At 31.7% G+C, this 18,452-nt stretch carries 12 protein-coding genes; 1 reads left to right on the forward strand and 11 read right to left on the reverse strand.

Annotated features, from left to right (window positions below):
- Positions 1–71: 71 nt before the first annotated feature.
- Positions 72–2,174, forward strand: coding sequence for a peptidylprolyl isomerase (locus OLM55_RS01995; protein ID WP_264559747.1), 2,103 nt, complete (start codon positions 72–74; stop codon positions 2,172–2,174).
- 51 nt (positions 2,175–2,225) lie between these two features.
- On the opposite strand, the gene OLM55_RS02000 is transcribed toward OLM55_RS01995, so the two are convergent.
- From OLM55_RS02000 to OLM55_RS02050, 11 genes are all read right to left on the reverse strand, one after another.
- Positions 2,226–3,383, reverse strand: a complete 1,158-nt coding sequence (locus OLM55_RS02000; protein WP_264559748.1) for a beta-ketoacyl synthase N-terminal-like domain-containing protein — start codon at positions 3,381–3,383, stop codon at positions 2,226–2,228.
- A gap of 133 nt (positions 3,384–3,516) precedes the next feature.
- Positions 3,517–4,788, reverse strand: a complete 1,272-nt coding sequence (gene bioA, locus OLM55_RS02005) for an adenosylmethionine--8-amino-7-oxononanoate transaminase (protein WP_264559749.1) — start codon at positions 4,786–4,788, stop codon at positions 3,517–3,519.
- 95 nt (positions 4,789–4,883) lie between these two features.
- A complete protein-coding gene (bioD, locus tag OLM55_RS02010; RefSeq protein WP_264559750.1) occupies positions 4,884–5,504 on the reverse strand; it encodes a dethiobiotin synthase in 621 nt (206 codons plus the stop codon).
- A 10-nt stretch (positions 5,505–5,514) separates the two neighbouring features.
- Positions 5,515–6,642 (reverse strand): aminotransferase class I/II-fold pyridoxal phosphate-dependent enzyme, encoded by a 1,128-nt coding sequence (locus OLM55_RS02015; protein WP_264559751.1) that lies wholly within the window; start codon positions 6,640–6,642, stop codon positions 5,515–5,517.
- Complete coding sequence (locus tag OLM55_RS02020) at positions 6,639–7,160, reverse strand: hypothetical protein (RefSeq protein ID WP_264559752.1); 522 nt, start codon at positions 7,158–7,160, stop codon at positions 6,639–6,641. The genes OLM55_RS02015 and OLM55_RS02020 overlap by 4 nt, the downstream gene beginning before the upstream one ends.
- A gap of 58 nt (positions 7,161–7,218) precedes the next feature.
- On the reverse strand, positions 7,219–11,916 hold the full coding sequence (locus OLM55_RS02025; protein ID WP_264559753.1) for a VPS10 domain-containing protein: 4,698 nt from the start codon (positions 11,914–11,916) through the stop codon (positions 7,219–7,221).
- A gap of 88 nt (positions 11,917–12,004) precedes the next feature.
- The gene (locus tag OLM55_RS02030) at positions 12,005–12,286 is read right to left on the reverse strand and encodes a F0F1 ATP synthase subunit epsilon (protein ID WP_264560579.1); all 282 of its coding nucleotides are present in this window, start codon (positions 12,284–12,286) and stop codon (positions 12,005–12,007) included.
- A gap of 73 nt (positions 12,287–12,359) precedes the next feature.
- A complete protein-coding gene (atpD, locus tag OLM55_RS02035) occupies positions 12,360–13,871 on the reverse strand; it encodes a F0F1 ATP synthase subunit beta (RefSeq protein WP_264559754.1) in 1,512 nt (503 codons plus the stop codon).
- A gap of 152 nt (positions 13,872–14,023) precedes the next feature.
- Positions 14,024–15,871: a glutamine--fructose-6-phosphate transaminase (isomerizing) gene (glmS, locus tag OLM55_RS02040; protein ID WP_264559755.1), complete on the reverse strand. Its 1,848-nt coding sequence runs from the start codon at positions 15,869–15,871 to the stop codon at positions 14,024–14,026.
- 11 nt (positions 15,872–15,882) lie between these two features.
- A complete protein-coding gene (locus OLM55_RS02045; RefSeq protein ID WP_264559756.1) occupies positions 15,883–17,562 on the reverse strand; it encodes a DUF4270 domain-containing protein in 1,680 nt (559 codons plus the stop codon).
- A gap of 15 nt (positions 17,563–17,577) precedes the next feature.
- Positions 17,578–18,384, reverse strand: coding sequence for a glycogen/starch synthase (locus OLM55_RS02050; RefSeq protein WP_264559757.1), 807 nt, complete (start codon positions 18,382–18,384; stop codon positions 17,578–17,580).
- Positions 18,385–18,452 lie beyond the last annotated feature (68 nt).

Raw genomic sequence — 18,452 nt, forward strand, 5'->3', positions numbered from 1 at the left:
ATAAAATTACTATTTTATAATTGAATAGATAATTGTATTTTCGCCCTCTATATAAAATAAATTAAATAAAAATGGCAGTATTATCTAAAATTAGACAACGTTCATTCTTTCTAATTGTAATCATTGCGTTAGCATTGTTTTCATTTGTATTAGCAGATGTTATTAAAGGCGGTGGATTTGGCGGTGGATCAAATGATGTTGGATCTGTAAATGGTCAAGAAATAGCAGTACAAGATTTTATGCAAAAAGTTGCACAAGCTGAAAAACAAGGACAAGGCACAACAAATACTCAAGCTGTCAATAGTGTTTGGGAACAAGAAGTTAGAGGTCTTTTACTTAATGATGAGTTTGAAAAACTTGGAATAAGAATTGGTAATGATCAATTAATAAACATTATTAAAACTGATCCAAATATTGCTCAGAATCCACAATTTTTAAACGAAGCAGGTCAATTTGACGAAAATAAATTCAAAGAATTTGTTAAGTCGAAAAGAAATGATCCAAATCCAGAAACATGGAATCAATGGAAAAGCTATGAAAATAGTGTTGAAAAGTATGCTAAAGAATTAATGTACAACAATATGCTTAAAGGCGGTATGTATGTAACTAAAGTTGAAGGACAATTTAAATATGAGATAGACAATAAAAAAGTTGATTTCGATTTTGTAACTCTTCCTTTTTCAAACATCAATGATGATGAAGTTAAAGTTTCTGATGATGAAATCATGGCTTACATTAAAAAATATCCAAAAAAATATAAATCAGACAACACAGTTGATATTGATTATGTTTTATTTGAGAACAAACCTTCAAAACAAGACGAAGATGCAATGATTGTTTCAATAAACGATGCCTTATATGGAAAAATCGCTTACAATGAAGCAACTGGAAAAAATGACACATTACCAGGATTAAAAACTGTTGCAAATATAGGTGAATATGTAAATGCAAATTCTGATATTAAATTCGACTCAACTTATTTAGCTAAAAAAGACTTACCGTTAGATTTTCAAGAACAATTATTTAATTTAAATAATGGTGAGGTTTTTGGACCATATGTTTTCAATGGACATCAGTGTTTATCAAGAATGATTGGTCGCAAGCCAAATGCAAGCGCAAAAGCAAGTCATATTTTAATTTCATTTGCAGGCGCTTCTCAATCTACATCAACAAGAACTAAAGAAGAAGCTCAAGCATTAGCGAATGACTTATTAGCTCAAGCAAAAGCTAACCCTGCAAATTTTGCTGCATTAGCAACTGCAAATTCTGACGATCCAGGATCAAAAGGAAATGGTGGAGAATATGACAACATTACACCAGGACAAATGGTTCCAACTTTTAACGATTTCGTATTCAATAATCCAATAGGATCAATTGGAGTTGTAGAAACTGACTTTGGATTCCACGTTATTAAAATTTCTGACAAATATAACGCGGTATTATTAGGAACTATTGCTCAAAAAATAGAACCTTCTGAAGCAACAATTGATGAAATTTACACAAAAGCTAGTAAATTTGAAGCAGATGCAAACGAAAAAGGTTTTGAAACTGTAGCAACTACTAATAAATCTACAGTAACACCATCTAACAACATTAGAGCATTTGATGAGTACATTCAAGGATTAGGTGCACAAAGAGAAATTATCAGATGGGCTTTTAATAGCGATAACTCAGTAGGCACAATTAGTAGATTTGATATTCCACAAGGATATGTAATCGCTAAAATTAAATCAAAAAATGAAACTGGTTTAATGAGCATTGCAACTGCTAAAGAAGTTGTGCTTCCAATTTTAAAAAATGAAAAGAAAGCTGAATTAATTAAGAAAAAAATGTCTGGTAGCACTTTAGAAGCTGTTGCACAAAGTTCTAAAGCAACTATTTCAAATGCAACTGGAGTTTCAGTTGGAAGTCCGGTTTTACCAAATATTGGTTCTGAACCAAAAGTTGTAGGTACTGCTTTTAGCTTAAAACCAAATGCAACTTCAAAATTAATTGTCGGAAATTCAGGTGTTTATATGGTTAAATTAAAAACTGTTGCAAATGCTCCAGCTGTAACAAATTACAACTCATTTATTTCGCAAGAAAAAACACAACAATTAAATTCTGCACAAACAAGAGCTTATCAAGCAATAAAAGAAAAAGCAGACATTAAAGATAATAGAGCAAAATTTTAAATAAAACTCTAACATAATAAAAAAGCCTTACTAATTAGTAAGGCTTTTTTATTACTTAGAAATTAAAATGCTTACTGCATTTCCTCCAAAACCTACGGCATTAATTAAAACTTTATTTATTTTAGTTTTTTTAGATATACTATTAACATAAGGTATTCCAATAAATTCTTGTTTTTGAAGCATAAGAATGGCCAACTCTAAACTCAACATTCCAGATGTTGCAAATGTGTGACCAACTTTCCACTTATTAGAAGTTAATAATGGAGTTTTTGAACCGAAAACTTTTTGGATAGCTTTAAACTCAGACAAATCTCCTTTTATAGTTCCTGGCGCATGCATAACAATTACATCAACATCATTAAGCGAAACATTCTCTAATGCCATTTTCATTGATTTTTGAAAGCAATCTGCCTCAGTAGAAATTGAAATATTATGTTCTAGAATTTCGGTAGCATAACCTATTCCTTCGATAACAGCAATTGCATTTTCTTTAATTCCGTTTTCTAAACAAACGACACTAGCTGCTTCACCAATAACCATTGTGTTTTCCCTTTTATTTAAATCTAAAGCCAAACAAGGGTAATTAGAATCCGTTATTCGAGAATAAATTTTAAGCGCTTTCATTTGGGCAATAGTAAACGGCGTAATTGGCGCTTCACTACCTCCAACTAAAAACTTATTTACAAAACCAGCATTAATCCATGCAATTCCATTTAAAATAGCGTGAAAAGCAGTAGAACATGTAATTGAATGAGAAATATCTGGACCTTGACTTCTTAAATCATTGGCCACCCAACTCGAAATGTTACCGAGGGTTGTGGTTGGAGAAGCTAATAAAGAGACTCTTTTTGTTTTTAAAAATTCTTCGTGATATTCTTCAAATAAAGCCGTTGCTCCACGAGAAGAACCAATGTTTATTCCAAATACATCATTTTTGTCCCAACCAGCGTTTTTAACCGCATTTCTAGCGACTAAAATTGCAAAGAGCACAGAATTGTCTAAAGATTTATATTTTGAATCTGAAACTCTTAAATCTTCAATTTCATTTTTAATTTCTTTAGATAAGCTCGCTACATTAACAAGCTCATTATTGATAATTTCTTTCGAAATACAACTTGAATCATTTAAATAAGAATCCCATATTTCATTAAATTGAGAACCTAATGCAGAAATACTGGATTGTGAAATTATAGAAATTGATGTTTTCAAAAAGGTAATAAGATTAAAAATTAGCCCTGATGGAAGTGAAAATCCTTTTTATTTTTTTTTAAAATTAAAAAGATTGTAACAAACAGCAGGAAAATGGATTGCAAAGATACCAAGAGATACGCTCCAAACAAAATTAGATATAATCTAATGCTTCTTCAATGGTTTGGTATATTTTTTTTAAATGTTCTTTTGAAATTATATATGGAGGCAAAACGTAAATAATATTTCCAACAGGACGAAGTATAACACCTTTTTCAATGAAGAAAGAATATAATTTATTTCGCATTTCTCCGTAATAATCTTGCTTACCATTGACTTTAATTTCCAATGCAAAAATGACTCCTAAAACTCGCGTAGAGGAAACTTTAGGATGGTTTTTAATATGTTGCTCAAAAGCTAAATGACTTTGATTTACTAGTTGAATGTTATTTTGAATTTCTTTTGTTTCTAATAATTCAATACTTGCTAAAGCTGCAGCACAACCTGTTGGATTAGCCGTAAAAGTGTGACCATGAAACAAAGCTTTATTTACATCATCATCATAAAAACCATCAAATATTTCTTGCGTAAAACTGGTTACAGCCATAGGAATTGTACCGCCAGTAAGTGCTTTAGAAAGACACATCATGTCAGGTTTTTCAATTAAATAATCGCAAGCAAAGTTTTTACCTGTTTTACCAAAACCTGTCATTACTTCATCGGCAATAGTAAAAACATTACCTTTTTTTGCAATGGAAATTAATTCGTCTAAAGCCGAAGACGAATACATAACCATTCCTGCCGCTCCTTGAACTAATGGTTCGAAAATAAAAGCAGCATAGTCATTTGTAGCAACTAATTTTTTTAAAGCATTTGCACTTTTTACTTCATTCCCTTTGGTTGGAACCGGAATACGAACCACTTCTAACATTGAGCCTTTGAAAGCTTCTGTAAAAAAAGAGATACCACTTGTTGCCATAGCCCCGAATGTATCGCCATGGAAAGCATCTTCAAAAGCGATAATTTTTGTACGTTTTTCACCTTTGTTGTAAAAATATTGTAATGCAACTTTTAAAGCTACTTCAACAGCAGACGATCCATTATCGGAATAAAAAAAACGTTTTTGATTGTTAGGTAAAATTTGAGCTAATTTTTCAGAGAGCAAAATAGCGGGTTCATGTGTAAAGCCACCAAATAGAACATGTTCTAATTGTGTTAACTGCTTAAAAATAGCTTGAGCAATAAATACATTACTATGCCCGAATGGATTAACCCACCAACTTGCAATTGCATCAACATATTCTTTACCCGAATCATCCCAAAGTAAAGCGCCACTTCCTTTTACAATAACAGGATGATTAAATGCATTTTTGTGTTGTGTATAAGGATGCCAATTGTATAAATTGTCTTTTTCTGAAAGCGTCATGATTTATAAATAAAATAAAGAAAATAGATTGTTTTGTTCAAGATTTAATGCAAAGATAAAAGTCTAATCACTTATATCTTTACATTTTTGAGCTTTTATTTAATTGCTAAAAGACTTTCTCTAAACAAATCTGCATAATATTTTACCACATTTTGATCGAAATAAGGTTCGTTTTCAATGCGACCTAAAAATTTACAATTGGTTTTTGATAAGATAATTTCTTCAGTAGCTGAATTTTCGTCACCATTAAATATAATTCCGGCAATAGAAATATTTCTATTTTTTAAAGCTTCAATTGTCAATAAAGTATGATTTATGCTCCCTAAGTAATGACGAGAAACAACAATAACTTTATAATCAGGTTGAATTAAATCTACAATAGTATCTTTTTCGTTCAAAGGAACAAACAAACCTCCTGCACCTTCAATAATCAATTTATTCTTCGTTTTAGGAACTTTAATGTTTTCTACATTAATAACAACATTATCTATATTTGCTGCTAAATGCGGACTTGCAGGCGTGTTTAAAGCATAACTATTATTATGAAAAGTAGTTTTAGCATTGGAAATATATTTTTTAACCTTATGACTATCGGAATTATCTAAATCACCAGCTTGTATTGGTTTCCAATAATCTGCTTCTAATGCTTCGGTTATAATGGCTGATGCAATTGTTTTACCAACATCTGTTCCTATTCCTGTAATAAAATATTTCATTTTTTTATTTTTATAAATTAGCTAACAAATCTAAAACTTGCTTTATTTCATCTTTAGAATTGTACGAATGCAAACAAAATCGTAATCTTTCTTGTCCTTCAGGAACAGTTGGTGATAAAATAGGCTTCACACCAAAACCGTTTTTTTGAAGAAAATGTGCAGTCTCTTTTACTTTACTATTTCCAGAAATTACAATTGACTTTATACTTGAATTATTAGGTTTATATCCATCCCAATTAATACATAAATTATCAAAATATAGAGAATTTTCCTTTAGTTTTTGAATTTTATCTTGGGATAAATTCAACTCTTGATAAGCAACTAATATTGTAGCCACAGCATGAGGTGAAAGCGCTGTTGTATAAATAAAACTTCTGCAAAAATTAATTAAATATTCTCTTAATTGATTGCTTCCTAAAATAGCAGAACCATGACAGCCTAAACCTTTTCCAAAAGTCATAATTCTAGCAAAAATGTCATCTTGGACTTCAAGACTTTGAACTAAACCTTCACCTTTTTCACCCAAAGCACCTAACGCATGCGCTTCGTCAACAACTAAGAGCGCTTTGTGTTTTTTTGAAAGTAATGCGATTTTTTTAATATCTGGAGAATCACCATCCATAGAAAAAACAGATTCGGTAACAATATAAATTTCAATAGTTTCAGACTGAAAACGGAGAATTAGTTCCTCTAAATTTTCTAAGTTATTGTGCTTAAATTTATATGATTTAGCTAAACTTAGTTGAATTCCATCACGAATAGAAGCGTGACAAAGTTCGTCATAAAGAATTATATCATTACGCTCTGGAACTGTACTGAAGAAACCAACATTAGCATCATAACCCGAATTAAACAATAATGCTGTTTCCGCTTGATGAAAATTAGCAATAAAGTTTTCGGTCAGCTCAAATAATTCATGATTACCCGAAAGTAATCGAGAACCAGTTGCGCCATTTTGAATTATTTGTTTATCTACTAAAAATTGGTGCGATTTATTAAAAATAGATTCACACTTTGAAAAACCTAAATAATCGTTTGAAGCAAAATCAACAAGTTGACTTTGTGGCTTTAGTACTCGTAAAGCGTTATTTTCTTTACGATTGCTGATTTTATTTTGTAATGATTGTGGAAATTTCATAATTCAGCGTTTTCTATCCATACTGGTTTTCCTGAAGTTCTATCTAGTAAATCAATTTTTAATTGCTTACAAAGGCTTTTTGCATATAAAACAGCTTTACTTTTTTTATTAAAACTTAATATAACAAAGTGTCTATTACCGTCATACCACAAAGTAATTTCATAGGAAAAGTTTTTATTTGCTAAAACAACATATTCAAATTCGACAGCATCAATAGTTTTTACTTTTTTATAAAAGACAATCTTAGTTGTTATGAATATTAATTTATTTAGCACATCAACTTCAACAATACTAACTTTTGAAAATTTAACAGATGCCGCAAAAGAAAAACAAAAAATAAAAATAAAACGAGGAAATGATTTAAAAGAATCTTCGCTCAACTCAGTTACATATAAAAAGTTGAAATAGTAAAATGCTATTCCAAAAGTGATTGTATATAGTATTGCAGCAAATATAGACCGTACAACACTTAATGTGTTATCAAAAATTACAATAGGCTTATTATTATCTAGATCCATTCTTCAAAAATAAAAAAAGTCCTGCAGTTGCAGGACTTTTCTGTTTAATAATATCTTTTTAATGAATAATTTTTTTAGTCATTTCTTGACCGCTCATTAATTTTATTTTTACAAAAAGTGCTTGTTTGTTTGTTTGCAAACTTGAAATCGTGAATAGTCTTTGGCCAACATTATTATTTTGGAACAATAATCTCCCTAATAAATCAAACACTTCTACACTTTTTATTTCTTCAGAAGCATTTAGATTTACATTATTTACATCAGAATAAACGAGTATCGAACCATTCAACTCAAAGTCTTCACTACTTAAAGCTCCGCTTTTATAAACCAATTCAAATCTATCTTCAAATGTTCCTACTTGCGTAAAAAACGAATAATCAGATTGCTTTATATCGTGAATAATATTTGTATAGTTATCTTTTAAAAATACATCTTGGCTTGTAAATAATCCATCAACTTCTTCTAATGATATTGAATAATTTCCTTGTGTTAAAGTTTTTAAACCTAACACAACAACATCATCAATATCAAATGGTAACATTTTCCCTTGAATAACATAAGCTTCATTATTTAATAAATTATAAATCATTGACTTAGAATTATCTAATGTTTTTCCATCCATTTGAGAGTCTACTCCATTTGTAGCTCCTTCAATATAACCAACTAATATTTGATTATAAGACACGTTAGAATCGTTCAGGTTTAACCAAATTCTATTACGTTCTATAGAACTAATATCATTTGAATTTCTAAAAAATTGTGTGCTAGTAGATGCGTTTACTCTTTGGTTATTATTAAAAACTGCTGTTGAAGCAGAAGAAGTTTGGATATAAAAACCTTGCCCTGTTTGAATTGTACCATTAGGAATTTTAGCACTTGCATAAGCCCCAACTCCACCAGTACCAGAATTATATGCAGCAAAATTATTTTGAGGATATGCACCGCCAGTTGCTGCAGTTGTATTGGTCCAAAAATATAATGTTTCAATATTAGAATTATCACTAAGAAAAACATTTGCACTTATTGGTGATGCGTATGGATTTCCTATAAGGTTATACCCTGAACCAATTGACTGATTAATGACTCCATTTAATAGCACACCCGAAAACTCTCCGTTAAATACTGTAGAAACGGTATAAGTATTATCTGCACGAATCATATATCCTTTTCCAGGCATAAAATTAGTTGTTGCATTAACTGACTGATATGCTGTAGGCGTTGTTGTTCCAGTATATAAATACTCATAAAAACGTGTTGAAACTGTATTAGGTGAAAATGACTGTAACTGTTGTCCGTTTACTGGAGATGACCATGCGGTATAATCTTGTCTGTTCATTGCCGTTGCATTTCTTTTTATAATAACAGCGCCCGTATTAATTGCTGTATCATCTATTTGACGTAATGCAGAGTTGTTTTCAATTGTTAGAACTGCACCAGCATCAACAGTAACATCTCCATCAACAATTAAAGTGTTTCCAGAATTAAAAGTAACTTGAGCATTATTTGTTATGACTATAGAACATGCTTCTAAATCAGTTGAAGAAGTATAATTTCCTGTAAAAATTACACTTTTTGTAGCTGATGCAGTTCCATTTGACCAGGTTGTTCCATTCCAAGTTGTAGACTCAGAACATTTTGGTACAAATTTTAAATCATCAATAGCAATATCAGAGGCAAAACCAGTTCCTGTAATTCCTCTAATTCTTAATTTAATTGTTTGACCTTCGTATTCATATAACTCAGTTGTTGATACAAACCATGTATTTCCTTTATCTCCTGATAAAGCAGGAACAAAATCTTCAACCCAAGCTCCATTAACAAATAAATCTATATGTAAACTTCCAATACTAGTTCCATACATGTGATATGCAAAAACAAAATCATATTTGTCATCTAATAATACACATTGACTTTCTAAAATTGCAGTTTGAGAAGAACACGAAGATGCTTCTATATAAGCATAATTGCCAGTAGCTGTTCCAGGATTAAAATCAACAGAAGGACCTGTTCCTGTAGAAGGCGTGCCATTTTCATCTATTCTCCAGTCAATATTATCTTGAGATCCATTTGTTAAATTTGACCAAAGCCCACCTAAAGAACAAACAGTTGTAGCACAATCAGAAGCTGTACCACACAATGCCGTTGATTCAAAATCATCATTAAAACTAGTAGCAACACTTCCGGCAGCTACCTGAATATAAGATGTATTAGTTTTAACATCATTACCTATTCCATTTGTTGCAGTTAATGCAATTGTATAGTTTCCAGGTGCTGTAAATTGAATTTCTGGATTTTGAGAAGTTGATGAAGTACTATTTACATAAACAAAAGTAGCTGGTGTAATTGTCCAAGCCCAAGATGTCGGCGTAAAGTCAGAATTATCAATTAATATAAAAGTATTTCCAACACATCCATTTGTAGAACTAGCATAAAAACAAGCCTTAGGAGCAAGGTTTCCGGGGTCTTTTAAATCTCCTTTCCACAAACCCTGCCCATATGTTCCAGCATAAATTGTGCTTTTACATTCTACATTATTGTAATGAATTTCTAATTCTGTAATTTCAACATTTGCTAAACCAGTTGAATATGGCGACCAATCTGACATTGTATTATCTCTATAGTATACACCAACATCCATACCTACATACATTGCTTTAACAGAACTATCTTTATCAATAACAATTGTATTTAAAGAGATGTTTGGTAAAGTTCCAGAAAAATTAGTCCAACTACTACCACTATTTGTAGATTCATAAATATCATTACCTAAAGCAATAAATAAATGAGTTGGATCTGCAGGATCAATTTCAATATCCTTAGGTGTTAAAGCTACAGGCAGGCTTCCGGTTAAGTTTGTCCATGTAGGAGAACCTGCCAATGCATTATTTGTACTGTAAAACTTATCTGTTCCTTCTCTAGAAACATACATTACATTACTATTTGAAGGTGCAAAAGCTAAATCAGTTATGTTACTTGTGCCACCAAAACTTGATATTTGAGTCCAAGTTGTCCCTGTACGCACTGCTGTATTCTTCCAAACATTATCATAACCTGCAAACATTGTATTTGCATTATTTGGATCTAATTTATAAGGTGTTACCCATCCGCCTTGTTCTGTAATTGGATATGACATACCTCCAAAAGAAGTTCCTCCATTTGTAGATCTACGAATATCACCATAGTACAAAGCACCATACATATAGTTGTCATCTGTTGGATCTATTATACATTCCATACCGTCACCACCAATTTCTGTTATAAAATTTGTACCTCTACTTATTGAAGTACCATTATCTTGATGTCCATTAATTACTAAATCAGCAACTGTTTGTGATACTCCAATTTTATATAATTGTGCAATTGCAAGTCCACTACTTAGGTCGTCCCAATTTACTGCGCCATCTGAAGTAACATATAAACCACCGTCATTACCTGAATAGACGGCATTTGTATATGGAGAAAATTCTAAAGCATGTTGATCAGCATGTACACCATCAATACTTCCACTTGTTCCAACCCAATAAGAAACACAACTCATAGTAGACCCTCCATTAATGGACTTCCATATATTTACACCTCCAGTATAAATTATATCAGCATTTGTAGGGTCAGCAGCGATAACTAAATCATAAAACGATTGACTACCTGTTCCTCCTGTTGTATCATATCCTAAAACATTAGGAGTTGTAGTTCTGGTCGCAAAGTTAAGGCCACTGTCTTCTGAACGATAAATACCAATCAATCCAGAAGAACCTCCAACTAAAGCATAAACCCAATTAGGTTGATTTGGAGATACAGCTAAAGCCAAGCGGTTACCTGTTGTGCCTAAACCACTTGTTATTTGAGTAAAGTTTACTCCTCCATCTGTAGAACGATGAAATTCACCTCCGTTATATGTACCAACATAAATAATATTTGAATTTGTAGGATGTAAAGCAATATCTTTAGGATTATCGCCTAAAAAAGAAGAATTTGTCCAATTAGACCCTCCATCAGTAGTTTTGTAAATATAACCATTACTACAAGCAGCATACATTTTATTTGAATCTAAAGGATCCATTACAATTTCATTGACCGTTCTATTTCCCATTCCTGAATTATGAGAAATCCATGTAACCCCACCATCAGTACTTCTCCAAACCCCATAACCAGGTGCATCTCCGGCGTCCCTGTCACCTGTTCCTATATAAATAATATCAGGGTTTGACGGATTAACAACAATACTTGAAACTCCCAAACGAACTAAACCATTTGAATATTCAGTCCATGTTACTCCATTATCTGAAGACTTCCAAAAACCACCGGCTGGAGCACCAACATAAATTACATTAGGGTCGGTAGGATGAAAAGCTATACAATTAAGTCTTCCACTACCATTTAATTGCCCAGTACCATTTGAAGGGACTGGTGTAGGCCCTAAAATAGTCCAATTACCTGTTCCAGAAGCATATCTAGCATTCAATTGACGGCTTTTATAGTTCTCAATCTCATTTAATGTATTACCATCAACAGGAAAATTCCCATTAACATCAACACGATTTTTCCAATAATAACGCCATCTTTCAAACTGCTTAATACCTAAGCCTTTTGGGATTACTTTTGATTCCCCAATATTTATACTTTTATATATTTCAAAATCTCTTTCAATTGAATAAAAATTTTCATTTCTATCTGACATTTTATTTTGCCATTGGTTTTGTGAAAAACCAAGAAGCGACATAAAAAAAACCACAATTACTAGTAAAATTTTTTTCATAAAACTCTTTATTACAATATGTTAATGTTCAAATATAAAAAAAGTCCTGCAGTTGCAGGACTTTTTTTATATTTAAATAAGCATTATTTTAGTCAGCTAAAACAATTACTTTATTCTCATTCATTTCAATAGTACCTGAATTAATAGGCAACCAAAATGTTTGCTCGTTAATTTTAGTGAATTTAGAAACAAATTCTTTTTGAATTTTAATATTCTGAGCGTTTATTTTAACATTCCCTTTAATCAATAACGACACAATAGATGCGTGATTATTTAACATTTGGAATTCACCGTTTACTCCAGGAACCGCTACCGAAGTAACTTCTCCTTTAAATAATGTAGCTTCTGGTGATACTATTTCTAAAATCATATTAATATAATTGATAATTAATAATTGACAATCATAATTAATTGTCAATCATCAACTGTTAATTGCAAATTTATTATGCTTCTGCTAACATTTTCTCTCCAGCTTCGATAGCTTCTTCAATAGAACCTTTAAGGTTAAACGCTGCTTCTGGCAAGTGATCTAATTCACCATCCATAATCATATTAAATCCTTTTATAGTTTCTTTGATATCTACTAATACCCCAGGAATACCAGTAAATTGCTCAGCTACATGGAATGGTTGAGACAAGAAACGTTGTACACGACGTGCTCTAGAAACTACTAATTTATCATCTTCAGACAACTCTTCCATACCTAAAATTGCAATAATATCTTGTAATTCTTTGTAACGTTGTAATATTTCTTTTACTCTTTGAGCACAAGCATAATGATCTTTTCCTAAAATTTCTGGAGTTAAGATTCTTGAAGTAGAATCTAAAGGATCAACCGCTGGATAAATCCCTAACTCAGCAATTTTACGAGACAATACTGTTGTTGCATCTAAGTGAGCAAATGTTGTTGCTGGCGCCGGATCAGTTAAGTCATCCGCAGGTACGTAAACCGCTTGTACAGATGTAATAGACCCTGTTTTTGTAGAAGTAATACGTTCTTGCATTACACCCATTTCAGTTGCTAATGTTGGTTGATAACCTACCGCAGATGGCATACGACCTAAAAGAGCTGAAACCTCAGAACCAGCTTGTGTAAAACGGAAGATATTATCTACGAAGAAAAGAACGTCTTTTCCTTGCCCATCTCCTGCTCCATCACGGAAATATTCAGCAATTGTTAAACCAGACAAAGCAACACGTGCACGCGCTCCAGGTGGCTCGTTCATTTGTCCGAATACGAAAGTCGCTTTAGAATCTTTCATGATGTTTTTATCTACTTTAGATAAATCCCATCCTCCATCTTCCATTGAGTGCATGAAATCATCACCGTATTTAATAATACCAGATTCTAACATTTCTCTTAAAAGGTCATTTCCTTCACGTGTTCTTTCTCCAACTCCTGCGAATACAGAAAGTCCACCGTGACCTTTAGCTATATTATTAATTAATTCTTGAATTAATACAGTTTTACCTACCCCAGCACCACCGAATAAACCAATTTTACCTCCTTTTGCATAAGGTTCAATTAAGTCAATTACTTTAATACCTGTAAATAAAACTTCAGTAGCAGTTGATAAATCTTCGAATTTTGGCGCAGGTCTATGGATAGACAAACCATTCGAACCATCTTTAGGTAAATCACCTAAACCATCAATTGCATCTCCGATTACGTTAAATAAACGACCAAAAACTTCTGAACCGATAGGCATTTGGATTGGAGCACCAGTTGAAACAACTTCAGTACCTCTAGACAAACCATCTGTTGAATCCATCGAAATAGTACGAACTGTATCTTCACCAATGTGAGATTGAACTTCTAATACTAATTTTGAACCGTCAGTTTTAGTAATTTCTAATGAATCATAAATTTTTGGAAGTTCAGTGTTTTCAGAGTTAAAAACCACATCTACAACTGGTCCAATAATTTTTGCAACTTTTCCTGTAACTTTAGACATTGCTTATGTATTTATTTAATAGCTATTTAGTGTTGGAAAAAACATATATTTTTCCGTGTGCAAAGATAGTTTTTTATAAAACAATTTTGCAATAATTTCTTTGAATTTTTTCTAATAAAAAAGCGAAATGTTTAAATTTCGCTTTTTTATTCTTATTCTACTGTAACAGATTTAGCTAAATTACGAGGTTGATCTACATTACATTCTCGCATTACTGCTATATGATATGATAATAATTGTAATGGAATTGTTGTAAGCAACGGTGTTAAAGCTTCTGTTGCTTCAGGAATTTCTATTACATGATCTGCTAACGCTCTAACTTGTGTATCACCTTTGGTAACAACAGCAATAATTTTTCCGCTTCTTGATTTAATTTCCTGAATATTACTAACCACCTTATCATAATGCCCTTGATTAGGAGCAATTACAACTACAGGCATTGACTCATCAATTAAAGCAATTGGACCATGTTTCATTTCAGCAGCAGGATAACCTTCAGCATGAATGTAAGAAATTTCTTTTAATTTTAAAGCTCCTTCTAATGCAACAGGAAAGTTATATCCTCTTCCTAAATATAAACAATTCGACGAATCTTTATAAATAGACGCAATTTCTTTAGCTACATCATTTGATTTTAACGCTTCAGTAACTTTTTCTGGCATCATTTCTAATTCTAACAAATATCTTTGATAATTTGAATTAGACATTTTACCATTTGCTTTTGCTAATCGTAATGCTATTAAAGTTAATACTGTAATTTGAGTTGTAAACGCTTTTGTTGACGCTACACCAATTTCAGGACCAGCATGTGTATAAGCACCTGCATGAGTTTCTCTTGAAATTGACGAACCAACTACATTACAAACCCCAAAAACAAAGGCTCCGTTTTGTTTAGCCAACTTAATTGCAGCTAAAGTATCTGCCGTTTCCCCTGATTGAGAAATTGCAATTACAACATCATTTTTGTTTATAATAGGATTTCTATACCTAAATTCTGAAGCATATTCAACTTCAACAGGTATTCTAGCAAACTCTTCAATTACATATTCCGCAACTAAACCTGCGTGCCATGAAGTACCACAAGCTATTATTATAATTCTATCGGCATTTAGGAATTTTTCAAGATTATCTTCAACTCCAGCCATACGAATAATTCCTTTATTTGCAAGAAGCCTACCTCTATATGTATCTTTAATTACACTCGGTTGTTCATAAATTTCTTTCATCATGAAATGGTCATAACCTCCTTTTTCAATTTGCTCCAAATTCATTTGCAGCTCTTGAATATAAGGATCAACCAAAGTATCATCTTTTATTTTTCGAACCTTCATAGGTTTATGAAGTCTAATAATTGCCATTTCTTCATCTTCTAAATAAATAGCATTTGAAGTATATTCAATAAATGGAGAAGCGTCTGAAGCAACAAAAAATTCATCTTCACCAACACCAATAGCTAATGGACTACCTAATCGAGCTGCGATAATTTCATTTGGTTTTTCTACATCTATAACAGCAATCGCATAAGCGCCAACTACCTGATTAAGAGCTATCTGAACAGCCTTACCTAGACCGATATTATCTTTTTTCTTAACATCTTCAATAAGATTAATTAAGACTTCAGTATCAGTATCAGATTTAAAAGTATAACCTCTTTTTATTAATTCCTTTTTTATTGGCTCATAATTTTCAATAATTCCATTATGAATAATTACCAATTTACCTGAATTTGAAAAATGAGGGTGAGAATTTACATCATTTGGAACACCATGAGTAGCCCAACGTGTATGCCCCATTCCTACTTTACCTATTTTAGTGTTTTCTTTTTCACATATCAACTCCAGGTCAGAGACTTTACCTTTTGTTTTAGATAGTTTTAATTTTTCACCATCAAACAAAACGAGTCCTGCACTATCATAACCCCTATACTCTAGTCTATGCAACCCTTTAATAATTACAGGGTAAGCATCCCTATGTCCAATATATCCAACAATTCCACACATAAATAATAAATTTAGTTTGTAGGTTCTGTATAATAAATTTCAAGTTTTAATTTTAAAGGAGTATCGACTCCAGTATCAGGATCAGTATATATAACAGGACTATTTGGACCATATAAAACAGTTCCTAATGGACTCATAACTTGCCCAAAAGGCACCCTATCAGTGGTATTAGCCGCTACAAAAGCATTAGAATATAAATTTATATTCTCAGTAACAACAAGACCTATTCTTATGTTTTCATTTTCATCAGAGTCTCCATTTAAAACTCTATTTATATGATTTGTTATTTTTACTTTATATTTAATTCCTTTTGGATTGACTTGATCATCTTTCTCTATAATACCGCCAAAAGAACTTTTATTTCTTTTAGTATCTGAATTTGTAGAGGTATCTGAATAATAATCCAATAGAGGAGTATTATTTGTTGCATCAAAAAGATAAATTCTTTCAGGCTCAAATTGAGTTGCGGCGCCCATTTGTGTTGTATTAATATAAAAAACCAAGTTAGCTTCATTTATCAACAAATCTCTGTCCCTTAAGGCATTAATATCCGACAAGGGAATATCAATATAAACCACAGATCCACTACCACCTTTTATGTATAAATTTTCACCGCTAGTATCGGCTAATCCGGCATTATACGTACTACTAAATTCATAATCAATTAAGTTAATACAATTAGCAGTTCTAGTAGTTCCATTATAACCAAGCCCCAAAGTTAAATTTTTACTTGTAGTTGTAGTACTAGTTGAACCATCTGTATTAGTAATTGTATTCTCAGATTTATACAACACCTTCAACTCTGCTTTAGAAAAATCAAGTGTAGCAAGGGTTCCAACGCCAGGAGTTATTTCTTCAACCTCAAAAAGTAATCCTCTAAAAAAGTCCTTAAATACTGTATTGCTATATAACTTACCAGAGGCAGATGTTCCAAACAATTTTTGTTCAAAAAAACTCTTATTCAAATCCAACCAAATACCAGGATCCTTTCTTTCTTTTACAACTCTATCATTTTGACCAACCAACACTCCATCTTCATCAACATAATTACCATTCCCATCAGTTTCATAAATAACAATTTCTTTATTACTAACAAAAAATTCTTCGTTTTGAGACAAATCAGAACTATTATTTAAAAGAACAGACCCTTTAAATGGATCAATTTTAGAATTTTTATCGTTTGTATAATATTTTTGAGCAGATAAAAAATTGTCTGTAGGATCAAAATTTCTTATAAAATAACCGTTTTCATAAACATGTAATTTAAACTTAGCGTCTTCATTGTACCCGTATACAGAATCTAAAACAAAGGTACTTGATCCATCAGTGTCGGTAACAGTTTCATCTGAATCAACAAAATAAGGTATATAAATGTAAACGGAATCAATAACCTGAGTACCTGCATTTCCAATAATAGGATTTTCACTAGTTAACTCTAACTGACTAACAAAATGAGCTTTTGTAATTCCGAAGGCTGGATCACTATAAATACCCAAATGATTAATTGGCAAATTATTTGACTGGACAGGGCCGGTTATTTTTGTTTCTACAGAAACCTGCACATCAATTTTATCTAAATCAAAATGATTTCCACCAACAATATCAGACCCAATTGTATTAAAATCCTTATCACATGATGTTAATGAAGTAACTGATAGCAAAACAGTTAAACCTAAAATAATCTTTTTCATAACGTAACTAAATAATTATAGTACTTGATTTTTTAAAAAACTAGTATATTTTTCTTGAACTTCTTCTTTATTGGCGAAAGGTAAAAAAGGTTTACCTGAACTTTCTATATATTTTGTTAAATCTGAAGAAAGCTCCTCTGAACCAACAATAACAGCATCTGAATAATCAACCGTTAACTTCATTAAGTTATCGTAAGACGGCCTTTCCAACAATTTAGCATCTTCTTTTGACACATTATCAAAACAAACCTTATCTATTAAATCACCATCTAACTCCCCCTCAAAACCAGTACCATAAACCGAAGTAACAATTTTTGTTTCAGCAAATATACCTTCGTTTTTATAGAAATGCTTTAGATACAAAGGTAATAAAGACGCCATCCATCCGTGAACATGAATTACATCTGGAACCCAATTTAATTTTTTCACTGTTTCAACAACTCCCTTTGCAAAAAATATTGCTCTTTCGTCATTATCAGAAAATAAATTCCCTTCCTCATCTGTAAAAGTTGCTTTTCGTTTAAAATATTCGTCATTATCAATAAAGTAAACTTGAATTCTTTCTTTAGGTATAGAAGCAACTTTAATAATTAAAGGCATATCCATATCATTAACCACAAGATTCATACCTGATAAACGGATTACTTCATGTAATTGATGTCTTCTTTCATTAATATTCCCATATCTAGGCATAAAAATTCTAATTTGACCTCCTAAATCGTTAATCATTTTTGGAAATTCATACGATTGTAGAGAAACTTCATTTTCCGCTAAATAAGGCACCACCTCAGATGATACATACAATATCCTCTTATCTTCCATAATTATATTGAATTGTGTATTAAGTTCAAAAAACACGCAAAATTACAAAAATTTATGGATTTATCCAC

Source organism: Flavobacterium sp. N2270 (genome assembly GCF_025947225.1).
GTDB lineage: Bacteria > Bacteroidota > Bacteroidia > Flavobacteriales > Flavobacteriaceae > Flavobacterium.

What these genes read in the sequence shown, in the direction of transcription:
- OLM55_RS02020 (WP_264559752.1), bottom strand. Translation starts at nt 7,160, where the DNA reads ATGGATCTAGATAATAATAAGCCTATTGTAATTTTTGATAACACATTA.
- bioD (WP_264559750.1), bottom strand. Translation starts at nt 5,504, where the DNA reads ATGAAATATTTTATTACAGGAATAGGAACAGATGTTGGTAAAACAATT.
- glmS (WP_264559755.1), bottom strand. Translation starts at nt 15,871, where the DNA reads ATGTGTGGAATTGTTGGATATATTGGACATAGGGATGCTTACCCTGTA.
- OLM55_RS01995 (WP_264559747.1), top strand. Translation starts at nt 72, where the DNA reads ATGGCAGTATTATCTAAAATTAGACAACGTTCATTCTTTCTAATTGTA.
- OLM55_RS02050 (WP_264559757.1), bottom strand. Translation starts at nt 18,384, where the DNA reads ATGGAAGATAAGAGGATATTGTATGTATCATCTGAGGTGGTGCCTTAT.
- OLM55_RS02025 (WP_264559753.1), bottom strand. Translation starts at nt 11,916, where the DNA reads ATGAAAAAAATTTTACTAGTAATTGTGGTTTTTTTTATGTCGCTTCTT.
- atpD (WP_264559754.1), bottom strand. Translation starts at nt 13,871, where the DNA reads ATGTCTAAAGTTACAGGAAAAGTTGCAAAAATTATTGGACCAGTTGTA.
- OLM55_RS02030 (WP_264560579.1), bottom strand. Translation starts at nt 12,286, where the DNA reads ATGATTTTAGAAATAGTATCACCAGAAGCTACATTATTTAAAGGAGAA.
- bioA (WP_264559749.1), bottom strand. Translation starts at nt 4,788, where the DNA reads ATGACGCTTTCAGAAAAAGACAATTTATACAATTGGCATCCTTATACA.
- OLM55_RS02015 (WP_264559751.1), bottom strand. Translation starts at nt 6,642, where the DNA reads ATGAAATTTCCACAATCATTACAAAATAAAATCAGCAATCGTAAAGAA.
- OLM55_RS02045 (WP_264559756.1), bottom strand. Translation starts at nt 17,562, where the DNA reads ATGAAAAAGATTATTTTAGGTTTAACTGTTTTGCTATCAGTTACTTCA.